Consider the following 25,528-nt stretch of genomic DNA (forward strand, 5'->3'; position numbering starts at 1 on the left):
TACTCCGAACAGGGTGAATAAGGCCCTATTTCCTTTAAACGCAATAGAGAAATTTCGATTTGGAAGCACTTTAGCAGCTGTTAAGTTAATGATATTGCCTTTAATCCTCCCCAAAAGCGGATTTTCATCACGGAAAACAAGGTGAATGGCTACACGTTTCCTGACTGTAAAGACAGCCTTATCCTTTTTGGCATGGGCTATGGAGTGCTGGAGCTTGCCAGAAAGGTTCCCTGGCTTAGAGACAGGGAAGTCTATTACTGGGGGGACCTCGACTCCGACGGATTCAATATCCTTAGTGCCCTCCGCCATCTGCTGCCGGATGTCAAATCATTCCTGATGGACCGGGATACCCTCCTTTCCTTCGTGGATCCATTGATCAAGGATACGGGAAATACCGCATCCATTCCGGACAACCTCACGGTATCCGAAAAAATGGCATGGAAAGAAGTCCATGACCATGGCTGGAGGCTGGAACAGGAAAGGATACCTCTTTCCGAAGTGGAATGGGCAGTGCAGGAAATAGAAAAGTGAAGTTTTATTGGGGGAAATTTGAAATCTCTATTGACTCAAAAACGGGCAGCAAATCCTGTATTTGAACCTGGTGGAGAGATTTTCATGTTTAAAACTCATCAGATTTTCTATGTGAATTTAAAACATTTTATGATTTTCTTATTCCGTAAAAGTCGGATTTCTCTGATGATATCAGAATTTTTTCTGAATTATTTCCATCCCTTGACAAAAGAGGCGAAAATGGATATACTATTCAAGTAACTTACGTGCGGCCCGGTGGTGTAGTGGTCTAACATGCCGCCCTGTCACGGCGGAGATCGTCAGTTCAAATCTGATCCGGGTCGCCAGTGCGGAAGTAGCTCAGTGGTAGAGCACAACCTTGCCAAGGTTGGGGTCGCGGGTTCGAGTCCCGTTTTCCGCTCCATATGGCGGCATAGCCAAGCGGTAAGGCAGAGGTCTGCAAAACCTTTATCCCCAGTTCGATTCTGGGTGCCGCCTCCATATTTCAACTATAATATCTTTACATATAAACCTGCCGGGGTGGCGGAACTGGCAGACGCAAGGGACTTAAAATCCCTCGAATCGTGAGATTCGTACCGGTTCGATTCCGGTCCTCGGCACCATTTGAACCATCAGTTGGAACTTCGGTTTCAACTTTTTTATTGTCTGAATTTAAAAATCGTGGAGCCCTTTAGTCTCACGTGATATAATAAACTCATGCTGGGGGAGTCTTTTGACTGAGAGGGAAACCGACCCTTTGAACTTGATGCGGTTCATACCGACGTAAGGAAGCTTATGGGATTGTTCAAAGCCTGCAGGAGCAGGCTTTTTTTACTGGAGGAATAGTATGACACAGCTGGAAGCAGCAAAGAACGGAATCATCACGAAGGAAATGAGTGCGGCCGCCCTGGAAGAAGGGGTATCGGCAGAATTCATCAGGGAAGGCATTGAGGAAGGTACTATTGTCCTTCCTGCCAATATTTACCATACTTCTCTTCACCCCTATGCCATCGGCAAAGGCCTTCGGACGAAAATGAATGTGAATCTTGGCATTTCTTCAGACGTCTGCAACTATGATACGGAACAGGCCAAGGCAAAAATGGCCTGGGAAATGGGGGCCGAAGCCATTATGGATCTTTCCTGCTTTGGCGAAACGGCCCCATTCCGTCAGTGGCTCGTGAAAAACAGCCCTGCTTCCATCGGTACCGTTCCCATGTATGATGTCAAAGGAGTCCTTCACAAAGGACTCAAAGATATGACTGCTGATGACCTTTTCTCGGTCGTAGAAAAACATGCACAGGATGGCGTAGACTTCATGACCATTCATGCAGGTCTCAATCGTGAAACGGCAAAACATATTATGAGAAATAAGAGAATTACGAACCTTGTTTCCCGCGGGGGATCCATCCTTTTTGCCTGGATGTACATGCATGGCAAAGAGAATCCCTTCTATGAACAGTTTGACCGGCTTATGGAACTTTTAAGGAAATATGATGTTACCCTGTCTCTGGGCGATGGCTGCCGGAGTGGAAGTGGACATGATTCCACCGATGCCATCCAGATTTCAGAACTCATCAATCTGGGAGAACTGGTCGTCCGTGCCAGAAAAGCAGGAGTTCAGGTCATGGTGGAAGGTCCGGGCCATATGCCCATCTCCGATGTCCGCATGAATGTGGAAGTGGCAAAAAAACTCACCCATGGCGCACCACTTTATGTATTGGGACCAATCGTGACTGACGTGGCTCCGGGCTATGACCATATTACCGCAGCCATCGGGGGAGCCCTTTCCGCTTCTGCCGGAGCTGATTTCCTCTGTTATGTGACACCGGCCGAACATCTCCGGCTTCCGAATCTGAACGATGTCCATGAAGGAATCGTGGCCTCCAAAATTGCCTGCCATGCGGCAGACCTTGCCAAAGGTGTCAAAGGCGCAGCTCTCTGGGATGAAAAAATGAGCTGGGCCAGAAGAAAAGTGGATTTCAAAGCTATGATTCCTCTTGCCATTGATCCCGAAAAAGCCAGACGATACAGAGAAAGCTCCATCCCTGAAGATGAAGCTACCTGTACCATGTGCGGCTCCATGTGTCCCATGAAGACACTCGACCAGATTCTGAACAACAGGAATCCGGAAGATGATCCATTTGAAAAAGAATAAATTTATGAAAACAGTCTGCTTCTCTGCAGACTGTTTTTATTTTTGGCGGAAAGTGTTTCTGCTCCTTAATAAGTCCATGGAAGTCATGATATAATAAATAAAAGCAGAGAGAGGAAAGGAGGGATGGCTGTGTTTATTTCTCATATGGTAGTCGAAAACTATCGTACTTTCCGTCATGTGGAATTTTCCTTTGACGACTGGGTGAATTACATCGTAGGGGATAATAATATCGGAAAAAGTAATTTCCTCACCCTCCTGAAAGATATGACTCACGGATTCGGTTTCAGGGAAAATGATTTTCTCGATCCCGATGAACCGATCCGCATTGAAATGATTCTTTCTTCTTCTGATAATGGTCTGGATGAGACTCTTCATCTGGAGCTTGCCCAGCATATCAGGGAAGTGATGCCCCGCCTTTATAATAAGGACGATGGTACGGAGCTTCCTCTTGAATATGTACGCTGCCTTTTCTACATGGATTTCAAGCTGGATGAAGTGCCAAGGAATATGCTTTCCGAAGGGGAGATGATGAAGACTCTCTCCATCATTGAAAATTACATGGCTGCACCGGACCATGTGAAAGAGGTGGAGACTCTTCTGAATGAGCGGGGCTTCCATCTGGACCTTCCCGATAACGATTCTCACAAAGCGGCCCTCCTGCTGATGAGCGAAATTTTCCAGAGTTTTACGGTCGGGTCTTCTTATGATTCCACCATGAAGCTTATGATTGCAGTGGGGATTTCCCTTCTCATCAAAATGTTGAAGAAAAAGGAAAGCCGGGCTATTTCTTTCGAAAATATGGTGGTTACTGACAGAAAAGGGAAACGGTACCTTCCTGTGACGGTCAGCATCGATGAACCGGAACTTCATCTTCATCCCTATCTGCAGCGGGCCATGCTTGCCTTCTGCCGTTCCATCCTGGGCAATGAGGAACCTTTCTTTCTGAAAATGGTGAAGACCATGCTGGGCGTGGATGGCTTGAACGGTCAGCTTTTCGTGGTGACCCATTCCACCGACGCCCTGGTGAACGATTATCGCCAGATCATCCGTATTTACTGGGATGATAAAAAGAAAGTCCAGGCAGCCTGCGGCGCGTCTTTTCATTTTGACAGGGAAATAGAAAAACACCTGATCATGCACTTCCCGGAAGTGAAGGAGGCCCTTTATTCCAAGTGCACCATCCTGGTGGAAGGAGAGACGGAATATGGTTCCTTTGGCTATTTTGCCAGGACCCTGGGTGTCAATTTTGACTATCATGGCATCTGTCTCATCAATGCGAGAGGGGAAAGTTCTATTTCCAAAATCGCCCAGCTGGTGCGCCGTTTCCATATACCTGCCGTATGCCTTTATGACAGGGATGTAATCAGCGGGAAGAATCATTCGCCCTATGTTTTCTTTACGGATTATATCTGCTATGAGATGGATGTGGTGAAAGCCTGCCTTTCCGCGAGAAGCCGCCAAATCCTTGATGCGGTGATTGGCGATGTGGAAGATGCGGGAGATGCGGTCAATACGTCTCTCATCAAAAAGGCCGGGGCCAAACTGGGGCTCCCTAGAGGCTATTATCCCCCGGCGAAACTGAAAAATATCAATCCGAGAAATCAGGATGCCCTGGAATTTTATTATTTTGCCTGGCTCTATGGCAATAAAGGGGTCATCATCGGCAGGGCTTTGGGTGAAAGGCTGACGAAAAAAGAAATACCAAAAGCTTTTGCCCGTGTCATTGTAACGGCGGTCCGCCTTTCCTGCGGGGAAAGCATTTCCTGTCCTGCGATTGAAAAAATAAAAAATCCTTGAGTGTAAAATTTCTGTAATACAAAATTAATATAAATACTATTGAAAAAGTACACTGTACCTTTTATGATTATAGAGATAACTTTTTTGTATTAAAAAACAGGAGGCCGGCATGAGCGCGATTTCACTTAAGGGCCGTTCCGTTCTGGGGCTGGAAGATTTTTCCGCCGAAGAAATCGAACGAATCCTTGACGTAGCAGCACAGATGAAAAAAATTGTGCTATCCAAGAACAAGAAAAAAGATTTTCTTAAAGGGAAATCCATTGTAACAGTGTTTTCCGAAGCATCTACCAGAACCCGTAGTTCATTCGAGCTTGCCGGTAAGTATTTGGGAGCCGATGTTATCAATATCACAAAGAGCGGCAGCTCGATGACGAAAGGTGAAAGCATGCGAGATACATTGCTTACCGTTTCCGCAATGGGAGTGGATGCAGTGATTATTCGTGATTCGTCTGAGGGGGCCGCTCTTTTTGCATCCAAAGTGATGAGTCCCAAGGTGAAGGTACCGATTGTTCTCAATGCCGGCGACGGTGCTCATGCACATCCGAGCCAGGCACTTTTGGAACTTTTTACAATGAAGGAAGCAGGCAAAAAAATTAAAGGCATGAAATATGTCATTATTGGTGATATCCTCCACTCCAGAGTAGCCAGAAGCGATATTTACGGATTCTCCAAACTGGGTGCCGAAGTGCATCTTGTGGGACCAAGAACTCTCGTGCCAAAAGAACTGGAGGATATGGGCTGTATTGTGGATGACAACCTGGAAGATGCACTGAAAGATGCAGATGCCATCAATATTCTCCGTATACAGCTTGAAAGGGCGGCTGCAGGTTTTATCCCTACCACCAGAGAATATGCAAGACTTTTCGGTATTAATAAAAAACGGCTTGCTCTCTGCAAACCGGACGTGGCTGTCATTCATCCGGGTCCAATGAACCGGGGAATTGAAATCGGCTTCGACGTGGCCTATGATGAAAAATCCTGGATTCAGGAAGAGGTCAGAAATGGTGTAGCAGTACGTATGGCTCTTGAATATTTGACACTGACGGAGGGTAAAGACATTGATGCTCTTAATTAAAAACGGCACGGTGGTCAATCCGGCCAGAAAACAGCATGAAATCGCAGATATCCTCATCGAAAACGGGGTTATCAGAAAAATTGAAAAAAATATTTCCGTAACCGGCGAAATGGAAGTTTTTGATGCTGCCGGTCTTATTGTAACTCCGGGCCTCATCGATATGCATGTCCATCTCCGCGAACCGGGGCAGGAAGCAAAAGAAGATATACATACAGGAACTCAGGCTGCTGCGGCAGGAGGAATTAGCCATGTGGCAACTATGGCCAATACAAAACCGGTCATTGATAACGCGGCAGTCCTCCGGGATGTCCTGAAACGGGCAGAAGATGTAGGAGTAGTCAAAGTCAGCGTCATCGGTTCCGTATCCAAAAACCTGGAAGGGAAGCAGCTTTCCGAAATGGGAGACATGGCAGCTGAAGGGGCTGTGGCATTCTCCGATGACGGTCACTATGTAGAAAGCGCGAACTTCATGAGAAGGGCCATGGAATATGCCGATATGCTTCATAAAATGGTTATCGACCATGCGGAAGATATGACGATGTGTGCCCAGGGCTTCATGAATGAAGGAAAAGTTTCCTATCGTATGGGGGTCACCGGCCGTCCGGCAGCGGGTGAAAATATCGCCGTAGCCAGAGATCTTCTCCTCTCCGAGCTGACAGGATGCCATATCCATATCGCTCATGTCTCCAGCGGAAAGGCGGTAGATCTCATCAGGGAAGCAAAGAAAAAAGGAGCCAACTGCTCTACCGAAGTGACTGCCCAGCATCTGTACTTTACCGATGAATGGCTGAAAGGCTATAATACCGCCTTCAAGATGGCTCCTCCAATCCGCACGGAAGATGACAGGAAGGCCCTCATTGAAGGCCTGAAAGATGGGACCATTGATGCTATCATGACCGACCATGCGCCGCACTGCAATGAAGAAAAAGATGTACCTTTCAACTGCGCGCCGAACGGAATTGCCGGTCTGGAAACATCTCTGGCCGCAGCGCTTACAGTCCTCTATCATGAAAATGGTTTCAGCCTGGACAAAATTGTTGAACTCATGAGCGTGAACCCCGCAAAACTGCTCGGTATAGAAGGAGGCATCCTGGAAGAAGGAGCTCCGGCAGACGTAACAGTTTTTGATCCGGATAAAGAATGGACCGTTCACGGCAAAGATCTCTATACAAAAGCGCTTTTCACTCCCTTTGAAGATATTACCCTCAAGGGTAAGGCAGTCCTCACTGTGGTGGATGGCGAAATTGTTATGAAAGAAGGAAAGGTGCTGAAATGAAAGGACTCTTGGTTTTGGAAAACGGAGCCCGTTTTGAAGGCGACCTCCTCGGTACCGTAGAAGGACTGGGAGAACTTGTATTCAATACCGGTATGACAGGTTATCAGGAATGCTTTACCGATCCTTCCTATGAAGGCCAGATCCTGACCCTGACTTATCCGCTCATAGGCAACTATGGGGCTAATGACCTGTTCATGCAGAACAGGAAACCGGCTGCTGCGGGCTATGTGCTTGACCAGATTGCGGAACATCCAAGCAACTGGGAATGCAGTGAAAAAATTACTGATTTCATTGAACGCTATCGCGTGCCCTGCCTTTACAATGTGGATACCCGTGCGGTAACCCGCATGGTCCGTACACAGGGGGTCATGAAAGCCGTCATTGTCAGTGCGGACAGAAGTGAAGAATTTATTCAGGCAGAACTGGCAAAGCCTCTCCATCATGATCAGGTAGAAAGGGTAACTACAGCCTATCCTTATACATATGGAAATGGGAAATACCAGGTTTCCCTTCTTGATTGTGGACTTAAGAAAAATATTCTTGTAAGCCTGGCAGCCAATGACTGCACGGTCCATGTATTTCCTGCCCATACATCAGCAGAAGAACTGCTGGCAGGCAATCCGGATGGTATTTTCCTCTCCCCGGGACCTGGAGATCCTCAGGACGTACCTTATGTAGTAGATACAGTAAAAAAACTCATCGGTGTCCGCCCGATTTTCGGTATTTGTCTGGGCATCCAGATGCTGGCCACCGCTCTTGGCGGGCATACTTTCAAGCTGCCCTTCGGACACAGAGGTGCCAACCATCCGGTCAAGGATCTCCGCACCGGACGGGTCTATATTACGAGCCAGAACCATGGCTATGCGATTTCCGATGAAAATCTTCCGGACTGCATCGAAGTCACCCACAGAAGCGTCAATGATGGAACCATCGAAGGCATCCGCCACAAGACACTTCCTATTCAGGCTGTCCAGTACCATCCGGAAGCATCACCGGGACCAAAGGATAATTTCTATCTTTTCGCTGAATTCAGGAAGGCCATGGAGGATTTCAAAAAATGATCAACAAGGATATTAAAAAAGTACTTGTCATCGGCTCCGGGCCCATCATCATTGGTCAGGCGGCAGAATTCGACTATGCCGGCACCCAGGCCTGCCGTTCCCTTCGCGAAGAAGGAGTGGAAGTGGTGCTGGTAAACAGCAATCCATCTACCATTATGACTGATGTGGATATCGCTGACCGGGTTTATATCGAACCAATCACTCTTCCTTTTGTGACGGAAGTCATCAAGAAAGAAAGACCGGATGCTTTGCTTGCCACCCTTGGTGGTCAGGTAGGTCTGAATATGGCAGTCAAGCTTTCTGATGCAGGAGTTCTCGAACAGTATGGTGTGAAACTCCTCGGTTCTTCTCTCCATGCCATCAAGCATGCAGAAGACCGTGAACTTTTCAAGGAAGCTATGGAGGAAATCCATCAACCTGTACCGGAATCGGAAATTTTTGAGGAACTGGAACCGGCCATCGCTTTTGCTGACAGAATCGGTTACCCCGTCATTATCCGTCCGGCTTATACTCTTGGCGGTACCGGCGGCGGTATTGCCCATGACAGATATGAAATGGAAGAAATTGCCAATCGTGGCATTAAGTTATCCCCGATTAACCAGATTCTTGTCGAACGCAGCATTGCAGGCTGGAAGGAAATTGAATTCGAAGTTATGCGGGACGGTGCAGATAACTGCATTATTGTCTGCGCTATGGAAAATATCGATCCTGTTGGCGTCCATACCGGTGATTCCATCGTCGTGGCTCCGACCCAGACTTTGACCGATGGACAGTATCAGATGCTTCGTACCGCATCCATTGATATCATCCGTTATCTTCAGATTGAAGGCGGCTGCAATGTACAGTATGGTCTTGACACGAAGACAAATCAGTATTACGTCATCGAAGTCAATCCCCGCGTAAGCCGTTCATCCGCTCTGGCATCAAAGGCAACCGGCTATCCGATTGCAAAAGTGGCGGCAAAAATTGCCCTTGGCATGCATCTGGATGAAATTACCAATGCCATTACGAAAAATACGAAAGCCTGCTTCGAACCTTCTATCGACTATGTAGTCTGCAAGTTCCCGCGCTGGCCTTTCGAAAAATTTACCCTGGCAGACCGTGCCATTGGCACCCAGATGAAAGCAACCGGGGAAGTCATGGCTCTTGACCGTACTCTGGAAGGATCACTCCTGAAAGCTCTTCGCTCCCTGGAAGTAGGGGAAGGATACCTGCATCTGAAAAAGCTGGATGGACAGTCTCTCTATGATATCCGTTGCCTCCTCTCTCGTATCGATAATGAACGTATCTTCGTGGTGGCAGAAGCACTTCGCCGCGGAATCGAACCGGAAGAAATTAATCGTATTACCAGAATCGACCTGTTCTTTATTTACAAGATTCAGAATATCATCAAAATGGAACGCCGTCTCCTGAAGGAGGGGCTGACCGAAGAAACCCTGAAAGCTGCCAAACGGATCCAGATGCCTGATGAAGCCATTGCCCACTTTGCAGAAGTATCTGTCAAAGATGTGGAAAACTTCAAGAAAAAGCTCAATTTCCATCCTGATTTCAAGATGGTTGATACCTGTGCAGCTGAATTCGAGGCCCATACGCCTTACTACTACTCCACCTATGGAGCAGAAGATGAAGTCAGGCCCCAGGGAAATCATTCTGTCGTCGTCTTTGGCTCCGGTCCAATCCGCATTGGTCAGGGGATTGAATTTGACTACTGTTCTGTCCATGCCTCCTGGGCACTGACAAAGGCAGGAAAGAAATCAATCGTCATCAATAACAATCCGGAAACCGTATCCACCGACTTTGATACATCTGATTCCCTGTATTTTGAACCACTGACAGAACAAGATGTGCTGGAAGTCATTGAAAAGGAAAAACCGGAAGGCGTCATCTGCCAGTTTGGCGGACAGACGGCTATCAACCTGGCCACTCCTATGGCCAAGAGAGGAATCCGTATCATCGGTTCCTCCAATGAATCCATCGATATGGCAGAGGACCGTGAACGGTTTGATACCCTTTGCGGCCAGCTGGGCATTTCCCGGCCGAAAGGCTGCCTTGTGGAAAGCGTGGAAGAAGCCATGCAGAAGACGGAAGAGCTGGCTTATCCCTTGATTGTCCGTCCAAGTTACGTACTTGGCGGCCGGGCTATGCAGATTGTTTATGACCAGTCCGAACTCCGTACCTACCTGAAAGAAGCCGTAGTGGCATCTCATGAACATCCTGTCCTCATCGATCAGTACATGGTAGGCCGGGAAGTGGAAATCGATGCCATTTCCGATGGGGTGGATATCTGCATCCCCGGTATTATGGAACAGATTGAACGCTCCGGCGTTCATTCCGGCGACTCCATTGCCGTATATCCTCCGCAGCATCTGTCTCAGGAAGTCATAGATACACTTACGAAATATACGAAAGATATCGCCTGTGCCATGAACGTCAAAGGCCTTGTCAATATCCAGTTCATTGTCGTAAAAGACCAGGTTTATGTCATCGAAGTCAATCCGAGAGCCAGCCGTACAGTTCCTTTCATGAGCAAGATTACAGGGATCAATATGGTTGAATACGCTACCCGTGTGGCTCTGGGTGAATCTTTGAAGTCCCTGGGCCTGCCTCTTGGCCTCGTTCCGGATAAGGGCTATGTAGCTATCAAAGCCCCTGTATTCTCCTTCTCCAAGCTGGGCCTTGTAGAAATTAAGCTGGGGCCGGAAATGAAATCTACGGGCGAAGTCATGGGTATTGGTCATACTTATCAGGAAGCCCTGTATAAAGCGGTCGTCGCTTCAAATCTTATGGTTCCGGCGGGGGCAAATGTACTCATTACGGTCAGTGACCGGGATAAACCGGAAACGGCACAGCTGGCAAAAGGTTTTGTGGAACTCGGCTACCATCTGATCTGCACCTCCGGTACCGGCGCTTATTTCAGGGAACTGGGACTTCCTGTTGAAATCATCAAGAAGATTCATGAAAAAGGTGAAAACTGCGAAAAATACCTGAAATCCGGCAAGGTGGATATGGTACTCAATACCATTTCCTACGGCAGCCAGATTGAACAGGAAGGCTACGATCTCCGCCGTATTGCGGTAGAACTGGCTATTCCGTGCATTACTTCCCTGGATACGGCAAAGGAAGTCCTCCGCGTCATGGCATCTAAAGATGCAGAAGAACTTCATGTAGAAGCCATCCAGGACTATGTGAAGGAGTAAATTATGTCAGGTTATGTAGAAAAAGGGATTATCCGGATCCATAAACAGGTGGGACCGGAAATCTGGCTCATGCAGATTGAGCTGCCCCGCATCGCAAAAGAGGCAAAACCGGGCCAGTTCGTCCATGTGAAAGTGAATGACCCCCGCTATATCCTGCGGCGCCCCATTTCCATAGCCGGTGCCGACGCAGGCAGGGGAATGCTGGAAATCATTTACCGGATCGTGGGGACCGGGACGGAAGCCATGTCACATATGAAAGTGGGAGATACCGTCGACTGCCTGGGGCCCTTGGGCACATCCTTTGATATGGATAAAGACCATATTATCGGTGTAGGCGGCGGCGTGGGCATTGCGCCCATCCTCTTCATGTCCCGCCGGGCAAAGCCGGGCCAGATGACTGTCGTCATCGGTGGAAGAAATAAGGAAGAAGTTTTCTGGAAAGACCTTTTTCCCAATACACTTAGAAATCTCATCGTTACAACCGATGATGGATCTTATGGAATCAAAGGTTTTTCTGTATCTGTCCTTCCGGATCTTTTCAAAAAAGAAAAAGTGGATGAAATCTGTGTCTGCGGACCGGGCATCATGATGAAGATTACCGCCCAGATGGCAAAAGATGCGGATGTGCCCTGCCAGGTATCCATGGAACGGCGTATGGGCTGCGGTATCGGGACCTGCCTTGGCTGTGTATGTGACAGAAAAGATGGCAAAGGCCATTATAAAGTCTGCGAAGATGGACCGGTATTCAATGCGGAGGAGGTTGTATTATGAGTCATCTGAACGTCAACTTCCTTGGTATTCCCATGGCCAGCCCAGTCATCGGCGCTTCCGGCACCGTAGGTTTTGGACTGGAACTGGCAGATTATGTGGACTTAAAAAAAGTAGGCGCCCTTTCCGGCAAGGGTCTTGCCCCGACTCCCTGGATGGGAAATAATGGTGTCCGCATTGCGGAAACGACTTCGGGCATGCTGAACTGCATCGGCCTTGAAAACCCCGGAGCCCCATATTTCCTGGAACATTATCTTCCGGAAGTGAAAAAGCTTCCTACCATATTCATTGCCAATATGGTGGGCAAAAGCGTGGAAGAATACGCGGAATGCGCAGCTATGCTGACAGTTCCCGGAATTTCTGCCCTGGAAGTTAATATTTCCTGCCCCAATGTAAAAGTTGGGGGAGCTGCCTTCGGTACGAATCCGAAACAGGCTGCTGCCGTTACAAAAGCTGTAAAGGATGCGTCTTCTCTTCCCGTCATTGTGAAACTGTCTCCTAATGTGACAGATATCGTTTCTATAGCAAAGGCTGTGGAAGATGCAGGGGCTGATGCGATTTCCCTGATCAATACACTTTTGGGGATTTCCATCGATATCCGCACGAGGAAACCGATTCTTGGAAATATTACCGGCGGACTTTCGGGCCCGGCCATTAAACCGGTAGCTCTCCGCATGGTATGGCAGGTATCAAAAGCTGTCCATATCCCGGTTTGCGGCCTTGGTGGTGTCATGACCGGTACTGATGTAGTGGAATTCATGATGGCCGGCGCTTCTACTGTTCAGGTAGGGACGGCAAATCTGGCGGATCCATCCGCTATGGGACGCATCGTGAATGAACTGGATGAATGGTGCGATAAAAATAATGTTAGAGATGTGAACGAAATTGTTGGAACATTGAAGGCATAAGAGGAAAAGCCGTGAAATGATTTGCCATCGTTTCACGGTTTTTATTTTGTCCTTACATCATCGTAAAATTCCTGTTTTTATCGAAAAAATTTTCTCAACCCCTTTACTTTCTCTCTTTATCGTGATAAAGTATAGCTACGACAAAGATAAGGAGGACCTTATGGCAAAACAACTGGACGACCTGAAGATGGTCCATGAAGAAGAAATGAAAAACTTCGACCGCATCGAAAGTGCGGTGGTTTCAGTCATGAGAAACCATGGCTGTAAAATTATTCAGACACCTACTTTTGAAGATTACGATACCTATGGAAAATATTTTCCACAGCTCCAGCGGGAAATGATTAAGACTATCGGCCCGGACGGTGAGGTGCTCGTCATGCGGCCGGATGTGACCGTACCACTGGTGAAGACCGCTTCCCGGGAATACCCGGATCCTGCCCAGCTCTTGAAGTTCGGATATGTGTCGGTAGTTTTCCGAGAATATTACGGAAAATCCACTCATGGCAAATATTTTCTCCAGAGCGGGGTGGAAGTCCTGGGGGATGAGACGCCGGAATGTGACGGAGAAGTCATGGTAATGGCGGCAGAATTCCTTGAGTCCGTAGGTATCAGGGATATGCGAATCGATCTGGGCAGCGTTGCTTACATGGATGCCCTGTTTGAAGAACTTCATTTGTCTGATGAAGAACTGGCAAAAGTCCGGGAATATCTGGAAAAGCGAAATCTTGTGGCTTTTGACGCGCTGGTGGACGGGCTTTCTATTACCACTATCCAGAGGAAGGTTCTTCTGGAATTGCCAAAACTCTTTGGACCCTACGAGTCCACACTAAAAATGGCGGAAGACCTCTGCCTTAACCATAAAATGCTGGAGTCCCTGAAACGCCTCAGAAAGGTTTATGAATACTTGGATGTGGCAGGTTACAGCGATCGGGTGAAACTGGATTTTGGCTTTACTTCTCACATGGGTTACTATACGGACCTGGTTTTTAAAATTTATGCCCAAGGAGCCCTGTATTCCCTGATCAGCGGCGGCCGGTATGATTCCTTGGCGGCCCAGTTCCAGGTGCCCCGGCCTGCCTGCGGGTTTGGGATGAATATGAATCTTCTTTATGAAGTTATGGCAGAATCAGACCTTCTGGAAGAAATAGTTCCATCCTGTGACCTTGCTGTTGTTTATGACAATGCAGACCGAAACCTTATATTGACGCTTATGGACTGGAGAAGAAAAGGGCATTCCGTCCTTGGGGTCAGCACAAAGAACCGGTTCAATCCGGGTGATTATAAAATAGTTGCATCTTATAGTGACGGTCTTTTCAAAACGGATGAAAAAGGCTTCACAAAAGAGGAAATGGAAGCCAAGTTAGGAGGGCTCTGATATGCTGCATATAGCACTGGCAAAAGGTCGCATTGCAAAGAAAGTGATGAGGTACCTGGGTGAAGGCGGCTATCATTTCGCGGATTATTCTGATGACAGCAGGAAATTGATTTTCACCGATGATCAGGATCGAATCCGGGTGACTCTCGTTAAATCTCCAGATGTGGCAGTCTATGTCCGGAGGGGGGCCGCTGATGCGGGTATAGTTGGTAAAGACGTACTTATGGAAGACGGGGAAGAGGATGTATACGAAATAGAAGACCTGGGCATTGGCAAATGCCGCATGGCTGTTTCCGGAATTAAGGGGAATCAGCAGGTCATGAATAAAAGAATCCTGACGGTAGCATCCAAATATCCCTCTATCGCAAGGAAATATTTTGCTGACCGGTTTCAGCCTATCGATATCATCAAATTGAATGGTTCTGTAGAACTGGCACCTCTTGTGGGACTTTCAGATGTTATAGTGGATATCGTGGAAACGGGGACTACATTAAAAGAAAATGGTCTGGAGGCCTATGATTATTTCATGGATTTCTCTGCCCGCCTGATCTGCAATAAGGTATCCTACAAAATGAAACAGGATGAACTTCAACAGTTTATCAACCTTGTAAAGAAAGACTGATTGATAGTAAAATATACTCAACATAATTAAAGAAAGAAGGATTTTGCTTATGGAATGGATTACAGTACCGGAAAAAGGTTTGTCTCTTCGTGAAGTGAGAACCATGACGAATAGAAACGTCAATCTTTCTGAGGATTTGGAAAAGACGGTTTCCGCCATCCTTGAAAAGGTCCGCACCGGTGGGGATGAAGCGATCCGTGAGCTGACGCTTAAATTTGATAAGGTAGAACTGAAAGATTTCCGGGTGACAGAAGAAGAAATTCAGGAAGCTTTGACAGAAGTGGGACCGGAATTTATTGAAGTCCTGAAAGAAGCCAAAGGAAATATTGAAGCTTTCCATAAGGAACAGGTCCGTAAGTCCTGGACGAAGGAATTCAGAGATGGTGTGGAACTGGGTGAACGGTTCCTCCCCATTCAGCGTGTCGGTGTTTACGTTCCCGGCGGACGCGCCGCCTATCCTTCCACAGTTTTGATGGATACGGTACCGGCAGTCGTTGCAGGTTGTCCGTCGGTAGCCATGGCAACCCCTCCCGGAAAAGATGGGAAAGTGAATCCGAATATCCTGGCTGCCGCTTATGTGGCAGGAGTAAAGGAAATTTATAAAGTCGGCGGCGCTCAAGGGATTGCCATGTTGGCATATGGCACGGAAACAGTAGAACCGGTATTCAAAATCGTTGGACCCGGGAATGCTTTCGTAGCTATGGCAAAAAGACTTGTTTTTGGAACAGTCGGCATTGATATGATTGCAGGACCTTCCGAAGTATGCTGTGTGGCTGACAAGAGCGCCAATCCGGAGTGGATTGCTGCCGACCTTCTTTCGCAGGCGGAACATGATCCGAGGGCTGCGGTATTCCTTATTACTCCGGACAAAGAATTTGGTTTGAAAGTTCAGGATGAAATGGAAAAGCAGATGAAAGAGCTTTCCCGTTATGAAATTATGAAGAGCTCAGTGGATATGTATGCCAAGGCATTCCTCTGCAAAGATATCGAACAGTGCTTTGATATTGCCAATAAAATCGCGCCGGAACATCTGGAAGTGGAACTGGACGATGCGAAGAAATACCTGCCACTCATTTACAATGCAGGTGCTATTTTCCTTGGCCGTTATACCTCAGAACCAATTGGCGACTATCTGGCTGGCCCGAACCATACTCTTCCGACCTCCGGCACTGCGGCATTCTCCTCACCTCTTGGCGTTTATGACTTTGTAAAGCATAGCAGCGTGGAATGCTATTCGAAAGAAGCATTTAAAAAAATTTCCCGACATGTCCAGCTCTTCGCCAAAGCAGAAGGACTGACGGCTCATGCTCATGCTATGGAGGTGCGCGATGAAGACTGAATGGTTAAGAAAGACAATCAAAGACTTTGAACCTTATTTCGTGGCTCCCATTGCAGAAAAACATGTCATCAATGCCAATGAAAACTATTTCAATGTACTTTCCATTCCGGTCGTTAAGAAAGAACTGGTAGAAGCGCTGGATACCTTCAAACCCCAGCTTTATCCCAAACCCATGGCTGATAACCTCAGAAAAGCCATTTCTGAATATATTGGCTGTGACGAAGATGAAATCATCTGCGGCAATGGCGGCGATGAAATGATTACCTATCTTCTGAATACTTTCCTGAATCCGGGAGACGAAATCGTGGTCCATACACCGACTTTTGATATGTATGAACTGACCGGTGAAGTCCTGGGCGCAACGGCAGTCAAAGTGAAAGATTTGACTGGTTACAGAAGGGACAGGGAAGGAATACTTGAAGCAGTAAAGAAATATCAGCCGAAAATGACGGTTATCTGTAATCCGAATAATCCAACCGGTGACCTTCTTCCCGCATCCTTTATTGAAGAAGTACTGAAAGCTGCAGAAAATATCGTTTTCGTAGACGAAGCGTATATGGAATTCGCCCAGAAGGAAAGCGTGATCGGCCTGGTAAAGAAATACCCGAACCTTGTCGTTCTCCGTACTCTTTCCAAGGCTTTTGGCCTGGCCGGCATGCGCTGCGGCTACCTGGTGGCACAGAAAGATTTGATTGAAGCCATTGCCAAAGTGAAAGCTCCTTATAATCTGAATGCCTTCACTCAGCTCTTTGCGCCCATCGTCCTGAAGCATCGGGATGAAATCTTCAAAGTCCGCGATGAAATCGTAAAGGAAAGAAACCGCCTGTATGAAGAACTCGTCAAGATTCCGGGACTGACTGTTTATCCTTCCTGCACGAACTTCCTCCTTGTCCAGGTACAGGTCAAACATGAGGAAATATTCAAAGCCCTCAAGGCCAATGATGTACTGGTGAAGATTTACAGAAACAGTGCGGAAATTCCCAATGGCTACCGCATTTCAGTAACCACGAAGGAAGTGGATGACATCCTTCTTTCCGTATTCCGAAAGGAGCTTCAATGAGAAAGGCAAAAGTTCATAGGAAAACAGGGGAAACTGATATTTCCGTTTCTCTTGAAATCGATGGCAGCGGCCGGTTTGAAGGAACCAGCGGAATCGGATTCTTTGATCATATGATGAATCTTATGGCAGCCCACAGCGGTATGGATATTTCCATAATCTGCAAAGGGGATCTGGAAGTAGATAATCATCATACCATTGAAGATCTGGGAATTACTCTGGGAGATGCTTTCCTTCAGGCTCTTGGAGATAAAAAGGGAATTCACCGCTATGGGTGCTTCTTCTGCCCCATGGATGAGACCTTGTCCCGCATCGTGCTGGATCTTTCCGGGCGGCCTTACTTCGTCTATGATGTAAAGATTCCGGTAGAAAGGATTGGAAATTTCGAAACTGAAATGACCCGGGAATTTTTCCTTGCCTTTGCCATGCACGGTATGATGAACCTCCATATGGCCTGCCTTTATGGAGAGAATGGCCACCATATCGTGGAGTCTCTTTTTAAAGGAATCGGTCACGCATTGAAGGAAGCGGTCACTGTAGAAGGAAATGCTGTTTTATCTACAAAAGGGGTGCTCTGATGAAAACGGCAATTATCGATTATGATGCAGGCAACCTGGCCAATGTGGTCCGGGCTGCCAAAAGGGCAGGCCTTGACGTCATAGTGACGAGGAAACCTGAAGAAATCAGGGATGCCCGGTCCCTGGTGCTCCCCGGGGTAGGTGCCATGAAAGATGCCATGGATCACCTCAATGGTTATGGGCTTTCCGACCTGATCAGGGAAGAAGTCAAAAAAGGCAAAAAACTGGCAGGTATCTGCCTCGGCATGCAGGCCCTTTATGAAGTGTCTGAAGAAGATGGGGAAATACCGGCTTTGGGACTCCTTCCCGGGCGGGTTGTCCGTTTCCCCGAGGGTAAACTGAAGGTTCCTCATATGGGCTGGAACGAGCTTGTCATTCACAGGGATCATAAGGTCCTGGCTGATCTTCCTCCCCATGCCTATGTATATTTCGTCCATTCCTATTACAAGACTCCCGGCGATACGGAAGATATCATCGCATCGGCTGATTATGGAGTTACCGTTCCGGCGGTTGTTGGAAAGGATAATATTCTTGGTTTTCAGTTCCATCCGGAAAAATCCGGTCCCGTAGGACAGGGGATATGGAACCGTCTGGCAAAGTGGTTGGTCAAATGAAAATATTTCCTGCAATTGATATAGAAGATGGCCGCTGCGTGCGCCTGCAGCAGGGCAAAATAGAAAATCTCACAGTTTATGGCAATGATCCTGTGAAGATGGCAGAAAAGTGGCAGTCTGAAGGGGCAAAATACCTTCATGTGGTGGACCTGGATGGCGCCTTCAAGGGAAACGGCGTCAATACCCGGATTATTAAAAATATGTGTAAAGCTCTTTCCATCCCGGTGGAAGTTGGCGGAGGTATCCGAACGGAAAAGGCTATCAAAGATTATCTGGATATGGGTGTCTATCGTGTCATTATCGGATCCAAAGCCGTGGCATCCCCTTATTTTGCCATTCAGGCGGCAAAGACTTATGGAGCAGAGCATATTGCTGTTTCCGTAGATGCCAAGGGGGATGAAGTGGCTACTCATGGATGGGTGGATGGAAGTTCTCAGAAGGTTATGACCTTTGTGAAAACACTTCTGGGTCATGGCGTAAACAATATCATCTATACCGATATCAGCCGCGACGGTATGCTGGTGGGACCTAACTTTGATATGATGGCAAAACTCCAGTCTCTTCCGGGAATCCATCTTGTGGCTTCCGGCGGTGTATCTTCTGCTGATGATCTCCGGAAACTTTCGGATATGGGAGTCTACGCAGCCATTACAGGCAAGGCCCTTTATGAGGGAAAAGTGACCATGAAGGAAATCGTGGACATTCAGGAATGATGAAATCTCTTTCATAAGATTTCCTTGTTATTCTGAAAGGAGTTTCCTATGCTTGCAAAAAGAATTATTCCCTGCCTCGATGTCAATCATGGCAGGGTAGTCAAGGGAAAGCAGTTCCAGAATCTCATCGACGTGGATGATCCGGCTGCTCTGGGGAAATATTATTCCGACTGCGGTGCTGATGAACTGGTATTTTATGATATTACCGCTACCCATGAGGGGAGGGAAACTTTCGTAGATACAGTCAGGGCTATAGCGGAAAAGCTCACAATTCCCTTCACCGTGGGCGGTGGCATCCGGAAAGCCGATGATTTCCGGACCATGCTGCTTGCGGGGGCGGATAAAGTATCTGTCAATTCGGCAGCCGTCCTGAATCCCGATATCATTTCTGAAGCGGCAGCCCGTTTTGGCAGGCAGTGTGTGGTGCTTTCCATTGATGGGAAAAGAAATGGCCGTGGAGGCTGGGACGTCTATGTGGAAGGCGGCCGGAAAAATACGGGCATCAATGTCGTGGAATGGGCTAAAAAAGGCATGGAACTGGGGGCCGGAGAAATCTGCATGAATTCCATGGATGCCGATGGAGAAAAGGACGGATATGATCTGGAACTGATGAAGATTCTTTCTGAAGAACTGACCATTCCCATCATTGCATCCGGCGGCGCAGGAAAAATGGAAGATTTTCTGAAAGCCTTTGAATCAGGTTCAGATGCGGCCCTGGCAGCATCGGTTTTCCACTTTGGTGAAATTTCCATTCCTGACCTGAAAAAGTACCTGGCCGCTCACGGCGTGCCGGTTCGTTTGTGAGGAGAAATTATGGAATCTGTTGATGTAAAGGATATAAAGTTTGATGAAAAAGGATTGATTCCTGCAGTCATTCAGGATGCCAGGAGCGGGGAAGTGCTCATGGTGGCCTATATGAATCAGGAGTCCCTGAAAAAAACAGTAGAATCCGGGGAAACCTGGTTCTGGAGCCGGAGCCGTCAGAAATTCTGGCATAAAGGGGAAGAATCGGCCCATTTCCAGCATGTGAAGCGCATTTATGTGGACTGTGATGCGGATACCCTGGTGGTGCAGGTCATTCCTGATGGCCCTGCCTGCCATACGAATAACCGCAGCTGTTTCTACAGAAGCCTTTCTGAATGGGATAATTCCTCTTCTGAGGGTAATCTCAACATTCTGCATATACTTTATGATGAAATTAAAGACCGTCGGATTCATCCGCAGGAAAAGTCTTATACCAATTACCTTCAAAGGGAAGGGAAGAACAAGATTGACAAGAAAATCGGAGAAGAGGCATCTGAAGTCATCATTGCCGACCAGCATCAGGATAAGGAAGAAATCATTGATGAATCCTGCGATCTGCTCTATCATCTTTTCGTCATGTGGGAAAATTCCGGTATCGATCTGTATGACATTATGAAAAAACTGGAAGACCGGGATGAGAAGAAAGGAAATAAGAAAGAAGTGGGGCATCAGGACAAAACATTCTGAGTGCTTAGGCAGTTACTTTCTGAAACATACATAATCAAAGGCAGCGTATCATGAGTCATCATGGCAGGCTGCCTTTTTATCGCCAAATTTAAAAGACCGGTGATGCCACCGGTCTTTTAAATGCCTTATTCAGCTTTTTTGGCCTTTTCACGAGTCAGTTTGTTGGAATTGTGTTCGTCATCCCACCAAACGATGCCCCTGGTATCGGAAAGGACATTCTTATTGAAAATCGGTTCAAGAATACCTTCCTTGAGCTGCTTTTCATAGTCTTTCAGGCAGGCATGGGCTTTCGGATAGAGAATAATGATTGCCGATACGTTGGTAAGGACCATGAAAGCCATGAAGAGGTCGGCCAGGTTCCAAACGAGCGGAAGGTCTGCAATGGAGCCCCAGAAAATCATAACGGCAATGAGGACGCGGAATAGGTTCAGCGGCCATTTCTTATTGGTGAGGTGACCGATATTGATTTCTCCGTAGTAGTAGTTGCCAATCAGAGATGTGAATGCAAAGAAGAAAATAAGGATGGAAACGGCCTTTGGAGCCCAGTCACCAAAGTACTGTGCCAGATCCCACTGTACCAGCTGGATACCGGTGAGGCCGGTAGAAGCATAATCACCGGTCATGAGGATGATGAAGGCAGAAGCGGAGCAGATAAAGAGGGTATCTACATAGACACCGAAAGCCTGGATCAGGCCCTGTACTGCCGGATGAGATGCATCAGCCGTAGCTGCTGCATTTGGAACGGAACCTTCACCGGCTTCATTGGAGAAGAGACCTCTCTTCAGACCAGTCAGGACAGCTGCACCCATACCGCCGCCGGCAATAGCCTGAAAATCGAAGGCATTGCTGAAGATGATATAAAATGCATGAGGAAGTTCAGTGATGTTATAAATCATGATGCCCAGGGCAGTGATGATATAAACACCTGCCATAATCGGTACCATCCATTCAGTGACTCTGGCAATACGGCCCATACCGCCGCAGATGACGATCATGGCAAATACGGTAACCACACCGCCTACAATCATACGGTCGAAACCAAGGGCATGATTGAGGGCCAGAGAAATGGTATTGGACTGCACGGAGTTGTAAATCATACCGTAAGTTACGGAAATCAGGATTGCAAAGAGGGCCGCCCAGAGACCATGACCAAGGCCGTTTTTCAGGTAATAAGCCGGACCTCCGCGGAATCCGACTCCATCGGTTCTGGGAACTTTGTAGAGCTGAGCCAGAGTGGATTCTACGAAACCAGTGGCCGAACCGACTACGGCAATAAACCACATCCAGAAAATGGCCCCGGGACCCCCGGTTACGATGGCGATGGCAATGCCCGCAATATTGCCAACCCCTACGCGGGAAGCCGTGCTGACACAGAATGCCTGGAATGGTGAAACTTCATTACCTTCCGTTTTCGTGCCCGCAGTGCCTGCTATCAGTTTAAACATCCGCCCAAAATAACGGATCTGGACTGCTCTTGTCCTGAAAGTGAAATAAAAGCCGGCCCCTACCAGTAAAATAATGATGACCGATGACCATAAGACGTCATTGATCGCGGAGACAATTGAATTCAGCTGCTCCATTTTTCTCCCCCTTTTCCCTACTAAAAGTTTAAAAAGCTAAACCCCATTTAATTATGAAATAATTATAGTATTTTTTTTTACTTTAAACAAGAATTTTACACATCTATAAATATTAAAAATAAAAAAGAAACAAATTACTCTGATGGAGAATGTCAGTATCTTTAGTATTTGAAAACTACAGGGATGGGTGGAATCGGAAATAATTACTCTTATTGGGATGTACTTGTGTTATTAGTGCTAAATTTTATCATTAACCCCCACTGATAAGACAATGAAATATCAAATGATTGTGAAAAAGTAAAAATAAAGTCCAATTTTATGATAAAAGTGGTGGTTTTTCGAATTTTTTTACAAAAATGGTAAAAAATGGTAAAATACAGGAAACTACGGAGGTGATCTTTATGCGTGCTGCGTATACATGGGGATGTGCCGCTCTTTTATGGCTGGCGGCTTCCATGAACGTTTCTGCACAGACTCTCAGCATCGGTATGAATGGTAGTGAAGTCACTGCTCTTCAAAACGATCTGGTAGCGGCCGGTTATCTTGCGAGGACAGTGGATGGGGATTTTGGCTCTACCACAAAAGAAGCAGTGGCTTTATTTCAAAAGGCAAAGGGACTGCCGATTACCGGGATAGCTGATGATGCAACCCGGAGAGCTGTAAAAAAAGCGGCAGGCAAAGGCTACAGGCCCGGGGGCGGCGTCGTTTATGCAGAAGGAAATCGCGGCACCATGATTATCGATATGCAGGAAAGGCTGGCAGCTGCCGGTTTTCTGAAAGGGGATATTGATGGCGTTTATGGTCAGGATACCACGAAGGCAGTCCGTGCTTTCCAGAAGGGAAATAAGATTCCCGTTTCAGGGGCCATTGACGAAATGACCTATGCAGCCCTGACTGAAATGGAAGGAGTTTCCTTTTCCGCTGAAGAAGAGAGTGCACCTGAACCTGAAGCTGCCGAACACTTCGTTTTCAGCATTGGCGACAGGGGAAAAGAGATTTCTTCTCTACAGAGAAAATTAAAGAAACTGGGTTATCTTGATGGTACTGTAGATGGAATTTACGGTGGAGATACCGCTTCTGCGATAAAGGGATTTCAGAGTGATGAAGGTCTTCCTTCCACGGGAATGGTAGACGAGGATACTCTTTCTCATATTACTTCTTCCTATGCATCCCATGCCGGATCTTCCACTCTTACAAAGGGATCTTCCGGCAAAAAAGTGATTCGTCTTCAGAACAGTCTGCTTCTTCACGGCTACGATCCCGGAAATGTGGATGGCGTTTACGGGGACGGGACAGAAGATGCGGTTCGCCGTTTTCAGTCAGAGCAGGAACTGGAAGAAACCGGTATAGTGGATGACGATGTTTGGGACCGTCTGGATGATATGCCCATTTTTTCCGGGGATTATAAAAAGATATTTCATATGCGTTCCACTGCCTATACGCCAAATGATGGAGGCGGTGAAGGAAGGACTGCTCTGGGCGGTTATGCAGGTAAGGGACATGCGGCGATAGATCCTGAAATCATTCCGCTTGGAAGCATTGTTTTTATAGAAGGTTACGGATATGCAATCTGTGATGATATAGGTGGAGCCATTCACGGGAATATTATTGATGTAGGCGTGGATACTTATGATCAGGCATATCACTGGGGAACAAAAACAAGGGTAACCGTATATCTGGTCAGATAAATGATGGCAGGATTTCAATTTATGGAGTCCTGCTTTTGTTATACAGCCAAGCGGGCAGAAAGGGTCAATCCGGTCGTCCTTGCCTGAATAGATTTGATTTGCTACAATAAAGACTACGGGCTTTATAAAGATGATATGTGTACTCGTGAAATATAAATTTTTATTTTTGAATTGACAGGAGGAATTATGTCCGAATTAACAGCAGTCATTCTGGCCGCCGGACAGGGTACCAGAATGAAATCTCAATTCCCGAAGGTGCTGCATCGGGTTTGCGGCGTGCCCATGGTGGAACAGGTCATCCGGGTTGTTCGTCAGGCAGAATTCAAAAAGTGCGTTGTCATTACGGGATTCAAAGAAGAACTGGTACGTAGGGAACTGGAAGGGAAAGAAGTTTCCTTCGTTCATCAGCAGGAGCAGCTGGGCACCGGGCATGCGGTCATCCAGGCAGTGCCGGAATTCGAAAAAGACCGGGAAGGTTATGTCCTCGTTATCTGTGGGGATACTCCATTGCTGAGAGCGGAAACACTGGCAGAATTATCCCGCGTTTGTCAGGAAAACGATGCGGCTGCCACCGTTCTGACTGCCATTCTTGATAATCCTTTTGGGTATGGCCGTGTCCTTCGTGATGAAAAAGGAAATATGACTTCCATTGTGGAGCAGAAAGATGGGACCTCCGAGCAGCTGGCAGTTCATGAAATCAATACTGGCACCTATGTATTCAAGGTGGGTCCTCTTCTGGATGCGCTGAATAGAATCGATAATAAAAATGCCCAGGGAGAATATTACCTGACTGATGTATTTGAAATCATGATCAAAGACGGGCTCAAGGTTATCCCGGTAGCAGCAGAAGATGCGGATGAAACCATGGGGGTCAATTCCAGGATCCAGCTGGCTGCTGCTGATCGCATTCTTCGGCTTCGTAAAGCGGAAGAACTGATGGCGGAAGGCGTCAGCATCATCAATCCTGAAAATACTTATGTGGAACAGGATGTAGTGGTTGGACAGGATACGGTCCTTTTCCCGGGGACCATCCTTCAGGGACACACAGTGGTTGGAAAAGGCTGCGAAATAGGTCCGGATACCCAGCTGACCAATGTGACCGTAGGAGATGAAACGCATCTCAATCGTGTCTACGCTCATGAATGTATTATTGGAAGCTATGATGAAATCGGACCTTTTGTTCATCTTCGCCCGGATACAGTGCTCCATGACCACATCAAAATTGGTAATTTCGTAGAGGTTAAGAATTCTACCGTTGGTGATGGAACCAAACTGCCGCATCTTATTTACTGCGGAGATTCGGATCTTGGTAAAAACGTAAATTTCGGCTGTGGTACAGTGACCGTTAATTTTGATGGAAAGAATAAACATCGCTGCACTATTGATGATCATGCTTTTATCGGATGCAATACAAACCTGGTAGCTCCGGTTCATATAGGGAAAAGAGCTTTTACAGCTGCCGGGTCCACTATAACCAAAGATGTGCCTGCCGAAGCTCTCTCTGTAGCTCGCGCAAGGCAGGCCAATATTAAAGGCTGGGTGAAAGAGGATACCTACAAAGATTAATTATTGTCGTTTTTTCAATTAATTCTTTTTAATCCCTGTTATTTTACAGCGAACCTGTTATATAATAAAAACATGAAGTAGTGGAGCTGGATTTTTAGAAATTTCCGCTATTCCAGGCAGAATATTTCATCACTTTCAACATTGAAAGAAAAAGGGAG

General features: G+C 47.0%; 21 protein-coding genes, 4 tRNA genes and 1 riboswitch. Of the genes, 24 read left to right on the plus strand and 1 reads right to left on the minus strand.

All coding sequences use genetic code 11. The features are described from left to right. The first annotated feature begins 93 nt into the window (after positions 1-93). The 22 genes from QZN42_RS00005 to hisIE all read left to right on the plus strand — a co-directional run bounded on the left by QZN42_RS00005 (position 94) and on the right by hisIE (position 20,536). Positions 94-531: a DUF2220 domain-containing protein gene (locus QZN42_RS00005; RefSeq protein ID WP_363915953.1), complete on the plus strand. Its 438-nt coding sequence runs from the start codon at positions 94-96 to the stop codon at positions 529-531. 249 nt (positions 532-780) lie between these two features. Then, positions 781-857: transfer RNA gene (locus QZN42_RS00010), tRNA-Asp, on the plus strand. A 2-nt stretch (positions 858-859) separates the two neighbouring features. Continuing rightward, positions 860-934, plus strand: a tRNA-Gly gene (locus QZN42_RS00015). Positions 935-937: 3 nt separating this feature from the next. Further along, positions 938-1,011, plus strand: a tRNA-Cys gene (locus tag QZN42_RS00020). 33 nt (positions 1,012-1,044) lie between these two features. Then, positions 1,045-1,133 (plus strand) — tRNA-Leu (locus QZN42_RS00025). Positions 1,134-1,222: 89 nt separating this feature from the next. Continuing rightward, a riboswitch (TPP riboswitch) is annotated at positions 1,223-1,317 on the plus strand. Positions 1,318-1,357: 40 nt separating this feature from the next. Next, entirely contained in the window at positions 1,358-2,665 is a 1,308-nt protein-coding gene (gene thiC, locus QZN42_RS00030; RefSeq protein ID WP_296953426.1) for a phosphomethylpyrimidine synthase ThiC, read from the plus strand. A 129-nt stretch (positions 2,666-2,794) separates the two neighbouring features. After that, complete coding sequence (locus QZN42_RS00035; RefSeq protein ID WP_296953428.1) at positions 2,795-4,462, plus strand: ATP-dependent endonuclease; 1,668 nt, start codon at positions 2,795-2,797, stop codon at positions 4,460-4,462. A 109-nt stretch (positions 4,463-4,571) separates the two neighbouring features. Further along, the gene (locus tag QZN42_RS00040) at positions 4,572-5,537 is read left to right on the plus strand and encodes an aspartate carbamoyltransferase catalytic subunit (RefSeq protein ID WP_296953430.1); all 966 of its coding nucleotides are present in this window, start codon (positions 4,572-4,574) and stop codon (positions 5,535-5,537) included. After that, positions 5,521-6,813: a dihydroorotase family protein gene (locus QZN42_RS00045; RefSeq protein WP_296953432.1), complete on the plus strand. Its 1,293-nt coding sequence runs from the start codon at positions 5,521-5,523 to the stop codon at positions 6,811-6,813. Before QZN42_RS00040 ends, QZN42_RS00045 begins: the two co-directional genes overlap by 17 nt. Next, complete coding sequence (gene carA, locus QZN42_RS00050) at positions 6,810-7,874, plus strand: glutamine-hydrolyzing carbamoyl-phosphate synthase small subunit (RefSeq protein ID WP_296953435.1); 1,065 nt, start codon at positions 6,810-6,812, stop codon at positions 7,872-7,874. The genes QZN42_RS00045 and carA overlap by 4 nt, the downstream gene beginning before the upstream one ends. Further along, positions 7,874-11,071 (plus strand): carbamoyl-phosphate synthase large subunit, encoded by a 3,198-nt coding sequence (gene carB / locus QZN42_RS00055; RefSeq protein ID WP_296953755.1) that lies wholly within the window; start codon positions 7,874-7,876, stop codon positions 11,069-11,071. Before carA ends, carB begins: the two co-directional genes overlap by 1 nt. Before the next feature lie 3 nt (positions 11,072-11,074). Further along, positions 11,075-11,842 (plus strand): dihydroorotate dehydrogenase electron transfer subunit, encoded by a 768-nt coding sequence (locus QZN42_RS00060; protein ID WP_296953437.1) that lies wholly within the window; start codon positions 11,075-11,077, stop codon positions 11,840-11,842. Next, positions 11,839-12,747: a dihydroorotate dehydrogenase gene (locus QZN42_RS00065; RefSeq protein WP_296953439.1), complete on the plus strand. Its 909-nt coding sequence runs from the start codon at positions 11,839-11,841 to the stop codon at positions 12,745-12,747. Before QZN42_RS00060 ends, QZN42_RS00065 begins: the two co-directional genes overlap by 4 nt. Positions 12,748-12,907: 160 nt before the next feature. Further along, complete coding sequence (locus QZN42_RS00070) at positions 12,908-14,122, plus strand: ATP phosphoribosyltransferase regulatory subunit (RefSeq protein ID WP_296953441.1); 1,215 nt, start codon at positions 12,908-12,910, stop codon at positions 14,120-14,122. Between the two features lies 1 nt (position 14,123). Then, positions 14,124-14,744 (plus strand): ATP phosphoribosyltransferase, encoded by a 621-nt coding sequence (gene hisG / locus QZN42_RS00075; protein ID WP_296953443.1) that lies wholly within the window; start codon positions 14,124-14,126, stop codon positions 14,742-14,744. A gap of 49 nt (positions 14,745-14,793) precedes the next feature. Continuing rightward, positions 14,794-16,083 carry a histidinol dehydrogenase gene (gene hisD / locus QZN42_RS00080; RefSeq protein WP_296953445.1) on the plus strand — a complete coding sequence of 430 codons (1,290 nt, stop codon included), beginning with the start codon at positions 14,794-14,796 and terminating at the stop codon, positions 16,081-16,083. Further along, positions 16,073-17,143 (plus strand): histidinol-phosphate transaminase, encoded by a 1,071-nt coding sequence (gene hisC / locus QZN42_RS00085; protein ID WP_296953447.1) that lies wholly within the window; start codon positions 16,073-16,075, stop codon positions 17,141-17,143. The genes hisD and hisC overlap by 11 nt, the downstream gene beginning before the upstream one ends. Next, on the plus strand, positions 17,140-17,718 hold the full coding sequence (gene hisB, locus QZN42_RS00090; RefSeq protein ID WP_296953449.1) for an imidazoleglycerol-phosphate dehydratase HisB: 579 nt from the start codon (positions 17,140-17,142) through the stop codon (positions 17,716-17,718). The genes hisC and hisB overlap by 4 nt, the downstream gene beginning before the upstream one ends. Continuing rightward, complete coding sequence (hisH, locus tag QZN42_RS00095; RefSeq protein WP_296953451.1) at positions 17,718-18,332, plus strand: imidazole glycerol phosphate synthase subunit HisH; 615 nt, start codon at positions 17,718-17,720, stop codon at positions 18,330-18,332. Before hisB ends, hisH begins: the two co-directional genes overlap by 1 nt. Then, the gene (gene hisA, locus QZN42_RS00100) at positions 18,329-19,045 is read left to right on the plus strand and encodes a 1-(5-phosphoribosyl)-5-[(5-phosphoribosylamino)methylideneamino]imidazole-4-carboxamide isomerase (RefSeq protein ID WP_296953453.1); all 717 of its coding nucleotides are present in this window, start codon (positions 18,329-18,331) and stop codon (positions 19,043-19,045) included. Before hisH ends, hisA begins: the two co-directional genes overlap by 4 nt. Before the next feature lie 48 nt (positions 19,046-19,093). Next, positions 19,094-19,849 (plus strand): imidazole glycerol phosphate synthase subunit HisF, encoded by a 756-nt coding sequence (gene hisF / locus QZN42_RS00105; protein ID WP_296953455.1) that lies wholly within the window; start codon positions 19,094-19,096, stop codon positions 19,847-19,849. Between the two features lie 9 nt (positions 19,850-19,858). Next, positions 19,859-20,536: a bifunctional phosphoribosyl-AMP cyclohydrolase/phosphoribosyl-ATP diphosphatase HisIE gene (hisIE, locus tag QZN42_RS00110; RefSeq protein ID WP_296953457.1), complete on the plus strand. Its 678-nt coding sequence runs from the start codon at positions 19,859-19,861 to the stop codon at positions 20,534-20,536. Between the two features lie 125 nt (positions 20,537-20,661). Here the strand turns inward: hisIE and QZN42_RS00115 are convergent, their stop codons facing one another. Continuing rightward, positions 20,662-22,116 carry a sodium:alanine symporter family protein gene (locus QZN42_RS00115; protein ID WP_296953458.1) on the minus strand — a complete coding sequence of 485 codons (1,455 nt, stop codon included), beginning with the start codon at positions 22,114-22,116 and terminating at the stop codon, positions 20,662-20,664. A 401-nt stretch (positions 22,117-22,517) separates the two neighbouring features. Here QZN42_RS00115 and QZN42_RS00120 point away from each other — a divergent pair, with 401 nt between their 5' ends. Both QZN42_RS00120 and glmU read left to right on the plus strand, forming a co-directional pair. Then, positions 22,518-23,804 (plus strand): peptidoglycan-binding protein, encoded by a 1,287-nt coding sequence (locus QZN42_RS00120; protein WP_296953459.1) that lies wholly within the window; start codon positions 22,518-22,520, stop codon positions 23,802-23,804. 186 nt (positions 23,805-23,990) lie between these two features. After that, on the plus strand, positions 23,991-25,370 hold the full coding sequence (gene glmU / locus QZN42_RS00125) for a bifunctional UDP-N-acetylglucosamine diphosphorylase/glucosamine-1-phosphate N-acetyltransferase GlmU (protein WP_296953461.1): 1,380 nt from the start codon (positions 23,991-23,993) through the stop codon (positions 25,368-25,370). Positions 25,371-25,528 lie beyond the last annotated feature (158 nt).

The organism is uncultured Dialister sp. (assembly GCA_900314595.1).
Classification (GTDB): Bacteria; Bacillota; Negativicutes; order Veillonellales; family Dialisteraceae; genus Dialister.

Excerpts from the sequence above, each read along its gene's own strand:
- thiC (WP_296953426.1), top strand. The coding sequence starts at position 1,358 with ATGACACAGCTGGAAGCAGCAAAGAACGGAATCATCACGAAGGAAATG.
- QZN42_RS00040 (WP_296953430.1), top strand. The coding sequence starts at position 4,572 with ATGAGCGCGATTTCACTTAAGGGCCGTTCCGTTCTGGGGCTGGAAGAT.
- carA (WP_296953435.1), top strand. The coding sequence starts at position 6,810 with ATGAAAGGACTCTTGGTTTTGGAAAACGGAGCCCGTTTTGAAGGCGAC.
- QZN42_RS00060 (WP_296953437.1), top strand. The coding sequence starts at position 11,075 with ATGTCAGGTTATGTAGAAAAAGGGATTATCCGGATCCATAAACAGGTG.
- QZN42_RS00065 (WP_296953439.1), top strand. The coding sequence starts at position 11,839 with ATGAGTCATCTGAACGTCAACTTCCTTGGTATTCCCATGGCCAGCCCA.
- QZN42_RS00070 (WP_296953441.1), top strand. The coding sequence starts at position 12,908 with ATGGCAAAACAACTGGACGACCTGAAGATGGTCCATGAAGAAGAAATG.
- hisG (WP_296953443.1), top strand. The coding sequence starts at position 14,124 with ATGCTGCATATAGCACTGGCAAAAGGTCGCATTGCAAAGAAAGTGATG.
- hisD (WP_296953445.1), top strand. The coding sequence starts at position 14,794 with ATGGAATGGATTACAGTACCGGAAAAAGGTTTGTCTCTTCGTGAAGTG.
- hisC (WP_296953447.1), top strand. The coding sequence starts at position 16,073 with ATGAAGACTGAATGGTTAAGAAAGACAATCAAAGACTTTGAACCTTAT.
- hisB (WP_296953449.1), top strand. The coding sequence starts at position 17,140 with ATGAGAAAGGCAAAAGTTCATAGGAAAACAGGGGAAACTGATATTTCC.
- hisH (WP_296953451.1), top strand. The coding sequence starts at position 17,718 with ATGAAAACGGCAATTATCGATTATGATGCAGGCAACCTGGCCAATGTG.
- hisA (WP_296953453.1), top strand. The coding sequence starts at position 18,329 with ATGAAAATATTTCCTGCAATTGATATAGAAGATGGCCGCTGCGTGCGC.
- hisF (WP_296953455.1), top strand. The coding sequence starts at position 19,094 with ATGCTTGCAAAAAGAATTATTCCCTGCCTCGATGTCAATCATGGCAGG.
- hisIE (WP_296953457.1), top strand. The coding sequence starts at position 19,859 with ATGGAATCTGTTGATGTAAAGGATATAAAGTTTGATGAAAAAGGATTG.
- QZN42_RS00115 (WP_296953458.1), bottom strand. The coding sequence starts at position 22,116 with ATGGAGCAGCTGAATTCAATTGTCTCCGCGATCAATGACGTCTTATGG.
- QZN42_RS00120 (WP_296953459.1), top strand. The coding sequence starts at position 22,518 with ATGCGTGCTGCGTATACATGGGGATGTGCCGCTCTTTTATGGCTGGCG.
- glmU (WP_296953461.1), top strand. The coding sequence starts at position 23,991 with ATGTCCGAATTAACAGCAGTCATTCTGGCCGCCGGACAGGGTACCAGA.